A 12,148-nucleotide genomic window follows, 5' to 3' on the forward strand; every position below is an offset into this window, starting at 1 on the left:
TCCGACCCTCATGCCGGCTATGGTCGCGCCGAAACGAGGGATGTGCCTTGAGCTCTTCGAATTCAGCGGCGCCGGTCGTCACCATCGGCAGGGTCAAGTTCGGCAATGATTTGCCGATCGCGGTCATTGCTGGGCCCTGCCAGCTCGAGAGCCGCCAGCATGCGCTGGAGGTCGCCTCCGCGCTGAAGGAGATCGCGGAGCGGCTGAACATCGGCCTCGTCTACAAGACCTCGTTCGACAAGGCCAATCGCACCAGCGCGGCGGCGGCGCGCGGGCTGGGTCTTGCGCAGTCGCTGCCGATCTTCGCGGAAATCCGATCCTCGCTCGGCTTGCCTGTTCTGACCGACGTGCACGAAGCCGCGCAATGCGCCGAGGTGGCGCAGGCTGTGGACATCCTGCAGATTCCAGCCTTTCTGTGCCGGCAGACCGATCTGCTGCTGGCGGCGGCCGCGACCGGCAAGGTCGTCAACGTCAAGAAAGGTCAGTTCCTGGCACCCTGGGACATGGCCAATGTCGTGACCAAGATCACGAGCGCTGGCAATTCCAACGTGCTCGTCACCGAGCGCGGTGCGTCCTTCGGCTACAACACGCTCGTCTCCGACATGCGCGCGCTGCCGATCCTGGCGCGCACCACCGGCGCGCCCGTGATCTTCGACGCCACTCATTCGGTGCAGCAGCCGGGCGGGAAGGGGACGTCCTCGGGCGGCGAGCGCGAATTCGTCCCGGTGCTGGCGCGTGCAGCTGTCGCGGTCGGCGTTGCCGGCGTCTTCATCGAGACCCATGCCGATCCCGATCGCGCGCCTTCCGACGGTCCTAACATGGTGCCGCTGCGCGAGTTCGAAGGGCTCATCGCCCGGCTGATGGCGTTCGACGCACTGGCAAAGAATCCGCGCTGATGCAGCAGAGCGAGGCGGGGCCGCAAGATCACGGCTTGCCGGCGGCGCTCTACGTCATCTCAGGCGCAAGCTTTGCCGCCGCCTTGTCGGCGCGCGCGCTCGATCCGGTGCTGCCGCACGTCGCCGACGATTTTGGCGTCAGCATCGCGACCGCCGCGGGCTTTGCCGCGGTGTTCGCCTTCACCTTCTCGATCATCCAGCCGATCATCGGGGCCGCCGCCGACCTGTTCGGCAAGACGCGGCTGATGATCGGCTGCCTCGCGCTGCTCGGCCTCGCCAACATCCTGGGCGCATTCTCGACGTCGTTCTCGGTTCTGTTTGCGACCCGCATCCTCGCGGGCATCGGCTCCGGCGGCGTATTTCCGGTGGCGCTCAGCCTGACCAGCGATCTCGTCGGTCCCGAGAAACGTCAGGTTGCGATCAGCCGCACGCTCGCCGGCGCCATGACCGGCAATCTGCTCGGCGCCTCGGCCTCAGGCCTGATCGGTGATTTCCTCGGCTGGCGCGGCGTGCTGGCGGTGCTCGGTGTCCTCGTGATCATCGCATCGATCGCGGTCGCGGCCGGCTTTCGCGGCGCCAAGGTCAAGCATCCGCCGAAGACGAGCCTGTCGGCGCTGAAGGCCGGCTATCGCACCATCTTCACCAATCCCAATGCCTATGTCTGCTACGCAGCGGTGTTCATCGAAGGCTGCTGCGTGCTCGGCCTGTTTCCCTACATCGCTTCGTTCCTGTTCGAGCTCGGCCAGACCTCGCTGTCGATCGCCGGCATCGTCATCGCCGGCTTTGCGGTCGGCGGCCTGTTCTACACGCTGACGGTGTCGCGCCTGCTGCCTTGGCTCGGCGTGAAGGGCATGATGATCGCAGGGATGACGCTGGTGGCGTCACAGCTCATCGCCGTCGCCTTCGGTCCACGCTGGGAAGTGCAGGCGCTGAATCTCGTCGTGATGGGCTGGGGCTTCTACATCGCCCATGGCTGTCTCCAGGTCTTCGCCAGCGAGCTCTCGGTCGAGGCGCGCGCCACCGCAATGTCGCTGCATTCGTTCTTCTTCTTCATGGGGCAGACGGTGGGGCCGCTCGCCTACGGCTTCGGGCTCCAGCATGCCGGCAAGATGGCGACCCTGTCGGCGAGCGCCGCGATCATGGTGCTGCTCGGCCTCGTCTGCGCGCGGCTGCTCAAGCAGCGGGCGCCGTCAGATGCGCGCGTCTGAGGGCGCGTCCGGACGAAGCGCCCTCTCAAAAAGCTTCGCAAGCAGTCCTTGTGGCGCTCAGGCGCTCGCGTAGGCCTCCTGCCAGAGGTCAAGCACCTCGTGACGCGTAATGCCACGGGTGATGAACACGATGCGCGAACGGCGGTCGGCAGCATGGGGCCATTTTGCAAGCGCCACCGGCGGATGGAAGACGTGGTGGACGCCATGAACCGCGACCGGCGTCTCTTCATCGCGAAGATTCAAGATGCCCTTGACCCGCAAGAGGTCCTCGCCCCGGGTGGCGCGCAGATGCGCGAGCCAGCGCGATACGGCCATCCAGTCAAGGGGATCGTCGAATGCGATCATGAAGTTAAGGATCGAGGCATCGTGGCTATGATGCTCGTGATGGGCATGACCGTCATCATGATGGTGGCCGCTCTCATGTGCAGCCTTGGCGACGTCGGCGAACGCCTGCTCGTTGAGCCAGCGCTCGATATCGGCTGTCTTCTTTTCGGGGTCAATGAGGGTGGCGCCGAACAGTTGAGCCGGATCGACCTCGCCATGCGCCACGTTCTCGATCCTGGCGCTGGGATTGAGCCGACGAAGCCGCAAGTCCAGTGCGTCAGTATCGTTGACCAAATCGCGCTTCGTGATCAGCAGCCGGTCAGCGAGCGCGACCTGCTTCACCGCCTCGTATTGGCGGTCGAGCTGCCGCGCTGCATTGACCGCGTCGACGGTGGTCACCACGGTGTCTAGCCGAAGGAAATGCGAGACCAAAGGGTTGTTCAGCAGCAGCTGAGCGATGGGGGCGGGGTCAGCCAACCCCGTTGTCTCAACCAGAATCCTGCGGAACGGCGGGACCTCGCCACGATCGCGGCGCACCAACAGCGCGCGCAGGGTCTCTTCCAGATCGCTGCGAATAGTGCAGCAAATACAACCACTCGCAAGCACGGCGACTTCGCCGTCCACGCGTTCCACGAGGAGGTGGTCGAGGCTGACCTCGCCATATTCGTTGATGATGACGGCGCTGTCCTTCATCGCGTCGTGGCGCAGCAGGCGGTTGAGCAGTGTGGTCTTGCCGCTGCCAAGAAAGCCGGTGATCAGTGACACCGGAGTCCGCTCAGCGGATTTGTCGCTCTCGAAAAGGCTCATCGGCGTCCTCAACCCTGGTCTTATTTTTGTCGCTGGACAACAGCCTAATGGAGGACGAGCATTCCGAAAACAGGATCTTAAGCCCGATCTCAGCGGGCACAACCCGGGAGGAAACGATGGACGATGCCAAAGGCGATGAAGAGAAGGGCGGTGCCGCGACCGATCGGCGGACCTTGCTGCGCACGGCAGGCCTTGCTGGTGCGGCTGGGGCGGCATTCGCAGGTGCGATGCACGGCAAGTTCTCACTCGCACCGATCACCGCGGCCCAAGCCCAAACGCCGGCGATGCCAAAGGGCGTGGACAAGCCTTGGTGGCCCTCGAAATGGGGCAAGGACGACGAGGCTGGCGCGTCGAACCACATCACGCCGGCGAAGGTTCTCGATGCCGTGAAGTGGATCAAGGATGGCAAGATCTACAAGATCGGCCGCGTTTACGAGCAAGGCATGCCGTTGTTCGGCGCCCGCGCATTTTCGTTGCGCATTCCCGGCGGGCCGACTGGCGGCCCGTTCGGCGACAACAAGCTCGTCTATCACGACGAGTTTCTCGCCACCGAAATCGGCCAGACCGGCACACAATTCGACGGGCTCGGCCATATCGGTATCCAGTTGGGCAAGGACGGCGACAAGAGCGAGATGCGCTTCTACAACGGCTTCACTGCCGCTGAGATCGGCGACGCCTACGGCCTGAAGAAGCTTGGCACCGAGAAGCTCAAGCCGCTGTTCACACGCGCCCACCTGATCGATATGGTCGCGCTGAAGGGCGGCATGATGGATGCGGGCCAAGAGATCACCTCGGCCGATATCAAGGCGGCGCTGGCGAAGCAAAGCATCGCGGAGAGCGACATCAAGCCGGGCGATGCGATCATGTTCCACACCGGCTGGGGCTCCCTGTGGATGAAGAACAATGATCGCTACAATAGCGGCGAGCCTGGGATCGGCCTCGATGCCGCGAAGTGGATCATCGAGAAGGATCTCGCGCTGACTGCGGCCGACACCTGGGCGGTCGAAGTGGTGCCCAATCCCGACAAGTCGCTCGCCTTCGTGGTTCACGCCGAATTGCAGACCAAGCACGGCATTCTCAACCACGAGAACCTGATCTTCGACGAGTTGATTGCCGACAAGAAGTACCAGTTCGTCTACTGCTTCACGCCGTCGCCGATCAAAGGCGCGACCGGCAGCAATGGCTGTCCGATCGCGATCACCTGAGGCGGATAAAAAAGCGGGTGGGCGGGACGTCCCCGCCCACCACGCGAGCTGCGGAGCGGCGTGCGGCTCGCCTCGCATGGTCCCGGCATGGAATTCGGCGAGATGGCGATCCTGGAGCACAGCCGCAGCGCCGACGTCTTCGCCGACACGCCTGTCACCTGCCTCGAACTGCCGCTCGACAGCTTTGCCGATTACCGCCGCCTGCACCCGGAAACGTCGTTGAAGATCATGCGCAATCTTGCCGCCATCCTGGCGCGGCGGCTGGTGCTGGCGAATGCCAAGGTGGATTTGCTGAGCGCCTACTGACTATACCGAGACATTGTTTTTCGTTCCCCTGATGCGACGCAGCGCGCCGCACTTGCGGCGTGGTGCGTTGCTGATCCGGGGTCCGGAATTCGTGGCGCTCGGTCCCGGCTGTGCGGGGCGCAGCGTTTCGCGCTGCACCTTGCGCGGAACACGGGTGGGGGCTGTCTCACTTCGTCCACGTCACACTGGGCGGAGGAGGCTAGCTCGCGCAGCTCTTGCGATACTCAGCCGGCGTGACGTTCATGTGTCTGCGGAAAATCCGATTGAGATGGCTTTGATCGGAAAATCCGCTCAAGAGCGCAATTTCCTTCAGGGCGAGCCGATCCTTGCGCAGATGTTGGCGGGCGCGCTCCACCTTGCGGCTCAGGACATAGGCATGCGGCCGCATGCCATAGTGCACCTGGAACTTGCGCGCGAACTGCACCGGCGAGCAGTTGCAGATGTTGGCTAGCTCCTCGAGCGTGATGTTCCTGGAGATGTTCTGTTCGACATAGTCCTCGATCAGCCTTGCATGCGCTGGCCTGAAGCGCCCCTGCGGACAGGGCAGCTTGAATTCCACCGAGGCGTATTTTCGCAAGATGTGCACGCTCGCCTGAAGTGCCAGCGCATCGTAGCAGAGCCGGCCGCCCGGGCCGCCTTCGGACACTTCCTGCACCATCCGGTCACCGATCCAGGTCAGCACCGGATCTTCGATCCTGAGCAGATCGTGGAGTTCGACGCCGTCTGACTCGCGGTCGAATGCCTCGCTCGCGGTCTTCGTCATCAGGCTCGGCGAGATGTAGAAATGGCTGACTTCGAGGTCATTGCTCCAGCGCCAGTTCGAAGGCTCCGCACGTGTCAGCAGGGTTGTGACACCGCGTCCGACGTGATCCTGCTTCCACGCGCCGGTCACACGGCGGTTCATTGACGTGGTGCCTTCGCGATAGACGACGATCAGGAAATTCTCGGACGGCGGCACCCAGATGTCGGACGGCGCATAGCGGAAGACGCGCAACCGAAAGTCAGCCTTGCCCACGGCGGAACTGTCCAGCATCAATTGGCCGGGAGCGTAGCGGGGGAGCTCCTCAACCGTGATTAATTGGCCCATCGCGCGCGACTCCTTCCCTGATTCTAAGGCGCGGTTGACCGCTTCTGCTTCTCATTGGCCGAACGGCGGAGACGAGCATAAGCCGGTTTTGCCATTTGCCAAGCGAGCCGCGTTGCCGAACTGCAGAACCGGCAACGGACGTCCGGCTTCGTTCAAAGAATTGTCCGATTTGTTCAAGCTCCAGCCGCCGGAATACTCATAGCTTCCCCCGTCCCGCACTGATGGGATCAACAATGACGCGCTGCACCACCATCCGATCGTATGACGGATGGGGAAGGTCGTGCGCACTCAAAAATCACCGAGGAGGAAGAAATGGCGGAAGCCCTGACCAAATCCAATGGAAGCAACGGTTCGCATGGACCAGCGAGATTCGATGCCGTGGTTGTCGGAGCCGGCGTCGCCGGGCTCTATCAACTCTATCGTCTGCGCGAGCAGGGATTGAGCGTCAGGGGGATCGACGCCGCGTCAGGCGTAGGCGGCACGTGGTATTGGAATCGATATCCCGGCGCGCGCTTCGACTCCGAGGCCTACATCTATCAGTATCTTTTCTCCGAGGAGCTCTACAAGGATTGGAGCTGGAGCGAGAAGTTTCCGGGCCAGCCCGAAATCGAGCGCTGGATGAACTACGTCGCCGACCGTCTCGATCTGCGCAAGGACATCCAGTTCAGTACGACGGTCAAGAGCGCGCACTTCAACGAGGCCACGCAGCGCTGGCTGGTCACGACCGACCGGGGCGACGTGATCGACACCCAGTTTCTGGTCACCTGCTGCGGCATGCTGTCGGCTCCCTACGTGTCGTTTCCGGGGCAGGAGACTTTCAAGGGACGGTTGTTCCATACGGCGCGCTGGCCGGAGCAACCTGTCGACCTCGCAGGCAAGCGCGTCGGAGTCATCGGCAACGGTGCGACCGGCATCCAGGTCATCCAGACGATCGCCGGCGATGTCGGCCATCTCAAGGTGTTCATCCGCACGCCGCAATACATCATCCCGATGAAGAATCCGAAATTTGGGGCCGCGGAGGTCGAGGACTACAAGTCGAGATTCAAGTCACTCACCGAACGCCTGCCGCGCACATTCACCGGCTTTGAATACGACTTCGAGCACGCCTGGGCAGACCTCACGCCGGAGCGCCGCCGCGCGGTGATCGAGGCCTGCTGGAATGACGGTTCTCTGAAGCTATGGATATCCTCGTTCGCCGAGCTGTTCTTCGACCCGGAGGTCAATGCCGAGATCTCCGAATTCGTGCGCGGGAAGATGCGCGAGCGGCTCGGGGATCCGAAACTGTGCGATGCGTTGATTCCTGCCGATTATGGCTTCGGAACGCACCGTGTGCCGCTCGAGCAGAACTTCCTCGAGGCCTTCCATCGCCCCAACGTCGAGATCGTCAGCGTCAAGAGCAATCCGATCGATCGCGTCACGCCCACTGGTATTCAGACCGCTGACGGTACGGTCCATGAGCTGGATGTCATTATCCTAGCAACCGGCTTCGACGCCGGCACCGGTGCCTTGACGCGCATCGATATCAGGGGCCGCGACGGCCGATCGCTGAGGGAGGACTGGGGCAGGGACATCCGCACCACGATGGGCCTGCAGGTTCACGGCTATCCCAACCTGTTCACGACCGCCGTTCCGCTCGCTCCATCGGCCGCGCTGTGCAACATGACCACGTGCCTGCAGCAGCAGGTCGAATGGATCGATGACTGCATCAAGTACATGCGCAGCAAGGATCTGAAGATGGTCGAGCCGACAAAGGACGCCCAGGACAGCTGGGTGGCCCATCACGATGAGATCGCAAACGCGACGCTGATCGCGAAAACCAATTCCTGGTACCTGGGCTCGAACGTCGAAGGCAAGCCGCGCCGTGTCCTGTCGTACTGCGGCGGCGTCGGCGCGTATCGACAGAAGTGCGACGAGGTCGCGGTGAACGGTTACGAGGGCTTCGCGATGCAATGAGCGCTCGCGACGCGAGCGTCGACCACATCAAACAATCCAGCACGGGAGGACGATCATGATCATGAATTTTGGCGCGACGGCAGATGCCGTTCTCGACGGCGTCGTCACATCCACGCCGCGCGTGCCCGGCGTTGTCGCGATGATGACGGACCGCCGGCGCAACATCTATGAAGGCGCAGCCGGCAAACGCCGTCTCGATCGGCCGGCGGACATGACCACCGACAGCGTCTTTGCCCTTTTCTCCACCACCAAGGCGATTACCGGCACGGCCGTTCTGCAACTCGTCGAGGAGGGCAAGCTCGATCTCGATGCGCCCGCGAAGCGTTACGCGAACGAGATCGGAAAGCTGCAGGTGATCGAGGGCTTCGATGCAGCGGGCGAGCCGATCCTGCGTGCACCGAAGCGCGATATCACCACGCGCATGCTGATGACCCACACGGCGGGCCTGAGCTACGATTTCATCAACCACACCTACAACCGGCTGGCGCAGGAGAAGGGGCAGCCCAGCGTGATCACCGCGACCAAGGCCTCCCTGATGACCCCGCTGCTGTTCGATCCCGGCGAGCGCTGGGACTATGGAACAAATCTCGACTGGTGCGGCCAGATCGTCGAGGCCATCACGGGCAAGCGACTCGGTGAAGTCTTCAAGACACGCATCTTCGAACCGCTCGGGATCGAGGACATGACCTTCGAGCTGACCGATGCGATGCGCCAGAAACTGGCCGGCATCCACGCGCGGAATGCCGACGGGTCCCTGGCGCCGATGGATTTCGAGCTTCCGGCAAAGCCCGAAGTCCATATGGGCGGCCACGGCCTGTACGGCACGCTCGGCGACTACATGCGTTTCATCCGCATGTGGCTGAATGATGGGGTTGGCGAACACGGCCGCGTGCTGAAAGCCGAAACCGTTCGGATGGCGGAAAGGAACCATCTGGGCGACAGGAAGGTAACGCCGATCACGGGTGTCATCCCGTCACTGTGCAACGACGCGGAATTCTTTCCGGGCCAATCCAAATCCTGGGCGTTGAGCTTCATGGTCAACGACGAGGAAGCCCCGACAGGACGTCCCGCCGGCGCGCTGGGCTGGGCCGGGCTTGCCAACCTGTTCTACTGGATCGATCGGCAGAACAACGTCGGCGGGTTCTGGGCCACCCAGATTCTGCCCTTCGGTGATCCGACATCATTCATCGGCTATATGAACTTCGAGACGGCGCTCTACCAGAGCCTGAGGCAGCGCTTGGCAAGCTAGGACCGTGCTGCGAGAGCGGCCTCGTCGCTGTCGACCGAGGCCGTTTTCTCTTGATGGTCACACGTGACCGAGCATGCCCTAGCCCCGCCCGCGATAGGGCGCCACGCCTTGCTCCGGCACCCAGAGTCCCTTCGGCACGCGGCCGGTCTGCCAGAACACGTCGATCGGGATGCCGCCGCGCGGATACCAATAGCCGCCGATGCGCAGGAATTTCGGCTTGATCTCGGACGCGATACGCTTGCCGATCATCACGGTGCAGTCCTCGTGGAAGGCGCCGTGATTGCGGAAGCTCGCGATGTAGAGCTTGAGCGATTTCGATTCCAGCAGCCAAGCGCCTGGCGCGTAGTCGATCATCAGATGCGCGAAATCCGGCTGGCCCGTAACCGGGCAGAGCGAGGTGAATTCCGGCACGGTGAAGCGCACCAGATAATCCGTGCCTTTCTGCGGATTGGGCACGCGGTCGAGTTGGGCCTCTTCCGGCGTGTGCGGCCATTCGACCGCGCGGCCGAGCTGGAGGGACTTTTTCGCCATCGTCGTCAACATCCTGTGGAGCATGATCCGGAAAAGTGGGCACCGGTTTTCCGAAAGATCATGCTCAATTAAGCAATAGGAGCGCGATAAGATCGCGCTCCAGAGGATGCCGGGATGGACGCAAACGGGCTCGTCGTCAACCGGCGGCGATTGTCTGGATCATGACGATGCGGTCGTTGCCGGACTCGCAGCCCCAAAGCTCGCCCGGCCGCCCGTCGAGCTGGCGGACATTGGCGTTGGCCTTGTCGCTGGCGAAGACGTTGAACTTCTCGGTGGCGGGATCGAAGCGCACGATGGCGTTGGCGGAGAAATCGGTCAGCCAGACCTTGTCCTTGTCGTCGACATAAACGGCATAGGCGCGGGGACGTTCGCCTGGCAGCTTCCAGGTCTTCCACGAGCGGTCCGCGGGATCATGCACCGAGACGTGGCCGCTGTTCCACTCGCTGACCCAGATCCGGCCCCTCGAATCCGACCAGACGCGCCGCGACCCCTGGTTCGGGGTCGGCGGCTCGACCACGGTCGCATTGCCGCCCGCGCGGTCGATCTTCGCGATATGGCTGCCGCCGAGGGAGGCGTACCAGATATCGCCCTTGGGCGTGACCGTGATGCCGTAGGGGCCGACCCCCTTCGGTGCCTTGAACACGTTCATCTCGCCGGTCTTCGGAGACAGCCGGCCGTAATAGCCGGACTGGCCGGTGAACCAGTAGGTGCCATCCCTGTCGAACACGCCGGTGTTGAGATTGGCGGAGGCTAACTTTTCCGGCAGGCGGAACAGCGTCACCTTGAGATCGGCAGGGTCGACCCGCGCAATCGCGTTCTGGCCGCCTTCGGTGATCCAGGGCGCACCGTCGGGCCCGACGGTCACGCCGTGTGGGGCTGCGCCCTGGCCGAGGCTGACCGTCTTGAAACGGCCATCGCGTGGATCGAGACTGCCGAGCAGACCCTTGCCCTGCGCCGTGAACCAGATGGTGCCGTCAGGGGCGGGCGTGAGATCGTGCAGGCCGATACCCGGACTGATCGGGTAGTATCTCGTCCGGAACGGGCCTTCCTGCGCAAAACCTGGGCGGGCGGCAAGCAGCGCGGCACTCGAAGCAAGAAATTGGCGGCGATTCATGGCGTTACCCCGACTGTTTGAGATTGAGGTTGGGCACGCGGACCAGATGCGGTCGAGCATATTCTGAGGCGCCTTTCGCGTCAGTCGGAGCCGTGCGTCCAAGCGTTCACATTTGCTTGCGGCCCGTGTAAGACCCGCGGCACCGATCAGCCCCAACGAACGGAAGTGGACATCATGACCGCCATCATCGACATCATCGGCCGCGAAATTCTCGATAGCCGGGGCAATCCCACCGTCGAGGTCGATGTCGTGCTGGAGGACGGGGCGCTCGGCCGCGCCGCGGTTCCGTCCGGCGCCTCCACCGGCGCCCATGAGGCCGTGGAACTGCGCGACGGCGACAAGGCGCGCTATCTCGGCAAGGGCGTGACCAAGGCGGTCGGCGCCGTCAATGGCGAGATCTTCGAGGCCCTGAGCGGCCTCGATGTCGAGCAGCAGGCCCAGATCGACCAGATCATGATCGACCTCGACGGCACGCCGAACAAGAGCCGGCTCGGCGCCAACGCCATCCTCGGCGTCTCGCTGGCCTGCGCCAAGGCGGCCGCGAATTCGCTCGACATGCCGCTCTATCGCTACGTCGGCGGCACCTCCGCGCGCCTGCTGCCGGTGCCGATGATGAACATCATCAATGGCGGCGTGCACGCCGACAACCCGATCGACTTCCAGGAATTCATGATCCTGCCGGTCGGCGCCTCGAGCTTTGCCGAGGGCCTGCGCTACGGCGCGGAAGTCTTCCACACGCTGAAGTCCGAATTGAAGAAGGCCGGCCACAACACCAATGTCGGCGACGAGGGCGGTTTCGCTCCGAACCTGCCGTCGGCGGACGCCGCGCTCGACTTCGTCATGAACGCGATCGGCAAGGCCGGCTTCAAGGCGGGCACCGACATCATGCTCGGCCTCGACTGCGCCTCGACCGAGTTCTTCAAGGACGGCAAATACGTCTATGAAGGCGAGGGCAAGACCCGCTCGATCTCCGAGCAGGCGAAGTATCTTGCCGACCTCGTCGCGCGCTATCCGATCGTGACCATCGAGGACGGCATGTCGGAAGACGACATGGACGGCTGGAAGGAGCTCACCGACCTGATCGGCAAGAAGTGCCAGCTGGTCGGCGACGACCTCTTCGTCACCAACGTCAAGCGCCTTGCCGAAGGCATCAAGACCGGCCGCGCCAACTCGATCCTGATCAAGGTCAACCAGATCGGCACGCTGACCGAGACGCTCGCCGCGGTCGAGATGGCGCACAAGGCCGGCTACACCTCGGTGATGTCGCACCGCTCCGGCGAGACCGAGGATTCCACCATCGCCGACCTCGCGGTCGCCACCAATTGCGGTCAGATCAAGACCGGCTCCCTTGCAAGGTCCGACCGGACCGCCAAATACAACCAGCTCTTGCGCATCGAGCAGCAGCTCGGCAAGCAGGCGCTCTATGGCGGCAGGGCGGCACTGAAGGCGCTGGCGTAAGCCGGCGTCT

At 63.3% G+C, this 12,148-nt stretch carries 11 protein-coding genes; 7 read left to right on the forward strand and 4 right to left on the reverse strand.

The window, feature by feature from the left end:
- Window positions 1-47 precede the first annotated feature (47 nt).
- Together kdsA and I6F20_RS04705 are read left to right on the forward strand one after the other, a co-directional pair.
- A complete protein-coding gene (kdsA, locus tag I6F20_RS04700) occupies window positions 48-896 on the forward strand; it encodes a 3-deoxy-8-phosphooctulonate synthase (RefSeq protein ID WP_225125241.1) in 849 nt (282 codons plus the stop codon).
- The gene (locus I6F20_RS04705; RefSeq protein WP_225125243.1) at window positions 896-2,104 is read left to right on the forward strand and encodes an MFS transporter; all 1,209 of its coding nucleotides are present in this window, start codon (window positions 896-898) and stop codon (window positions 2,102-2,104) included. The genes kdsA and I6F20_RS04705 overlap by 1 nt, the downstream gene beginning before the upstream one ends.
- Before the next feature lie 57 nt (window positions 2,105-2,161).
- Here I6F20_RS04705 and I6F20_RS04710 read toward each other — a convergent pair whose 3' ends face one another.
- Window positions 2,162-3,235 carry a CobW family GTP-binding protein gene (locus I6F20_RS04710; RefSeq protein ID WP_225125246.1) on the reverse strand — a complete coding sequence of 358 codons (1,074 nt, stop codon included), beginning with the start codon at window positions 3,233-3,235 and terminating at the stop codon, window positions 2,162-2,164.
- Between the two features lie 116 nt (window positions 3,236-3,351).
- Between I6F20_RS04710 and I6F20_RS04715 the strand changes: the two genes are divergently transcribed.
- Window positions 3,352-4,440, forward strand: a complete 1,089-nt coding sequence (locus I6F20_RS04715) for a cyclase family protein (RefSeq protein ID WP_225125248.1) — start codon at window positions 3,352-3,354, stop codon at window positions 4,438-4,440.
- Window positions 4,441-4,500: 60 nt separating this feature from the next.
- The gene (locus I6F20_RS04720) at window positions 4,501-4,746 is read left to right on the forward strand and encodes a cyclic nucleotide-binding domain-containing protein (protein ID WP_225125250.1); all 246 of its coding nucleotides are present in this window, start codon (window positions 4,501-4,503) and stop codon (window positions 4,744-4,746) included.
- Between the two features lie 199 nt (window positions 4,747-4,945).
- Here I6F20_RS04720 and I6F20_RS04725 read toward each other — a convergent pair whose 3' ends face one another.
- On the reverse strand, window positions 4,946-5,833 hold the full coding sequence (locus I6F20_RS04725; RefSeq protein WP_036009887.1) for a helix-turn-helix domain-containing protein: 888 nt from the start codon (window positions 5,831-5,833) through the stop codon (window positions 4,946-4,948).
- A gap of 312 nt (window positions 5,834-6,145) precedes the next feature.
- Between I6F20_RS04725 and I6F20_RS04730 the strand changes: the two genes are divergently transcribed.
- The gene (locus tag I6F20_RS04730) at window positions 6,146-7,786 is read left to right on the forward strand and encodes a flavin-containing monooxygenase (protein WP_225125252.1); all 1,641 of its coding nucleotides are present in this window, start codon (window positions 6,146-6,148) and stop codon (window positions 7,784-7,786) included.
- A 55-nt stretch (window positions 7,787-7,841) separates the two neighbouring features.
- Window positions 7,842-9,035 (forward strand): methyl acetate hydrolase AcmB, encoded by a 1,194-nt coding sequence (gene acmB / locus I6F20_RS04735; RefSeq protein ID WP_225125253.1) that lies wholly within the window; start codon window positions 7,842-7,844, stop codon window positions 9,033-9,035.
- A 78-nt stretch (window positions 9,036-9,113) separates the two neighbouring features.
- Here the strand turns inward: acmB and queF are convergent, their stop codons facing one another.
- Both queF and I6F20_RS04745 read right to left on the reverse strand, forming a co-directional pair.
- Window positions 9,114-9,590 (reverse strand): preQ(1) synthase, encoded by a 477-nt coding sequence (queF, locus tag I6F20_RS04740; RefSeq protein WP_192893427.1) that lies wholly within the window; start codon window positions 9,588-9,590, stop codon window positions 9,114-9,116.
- Between the two features lie 112 nt (window positions 9,591-9,702).
- Complete coding sequence (locus I6F20_RS04745) at window positions 9,703-10,680, reverse strand: Vgb family protein (RefSeq protein ID WP_225125254.1); 978 nt, start codon at window positions 10,678-10,680, stop codon at window positions 9,703-9,705.
- 174 nt (window positions 10,681-10,854) lie between these two features.
- Between I6F20_RS04745 and eno the strand changes: the two genes are divergently transcribed.
- Window positions 10,855-12,138: a phosphopyruvate hydratase gene (gene eno, locus I6F20_RS04750; RefSeq protein WP_036009930.1), complete on the forward strand. Its 1,284-nt coding sequence runs from the start codon at window positions 10,855-10,857 to the stop codon at window positions 12,136-12,138.
- Window positions 12,139-12,148 lie beyond the last annotated feature (10 nt).

Source organism: Bradyrhizobium sp. IC3123 (assembly GCF_020193625.1).
GTDB lineage: Bacteria > Pseudomonadota > Alphaproteobacteria > Rhizobiales > Xanthobacteraceae > Bradyrhizobium > Bradyrhizobium yuanmingense.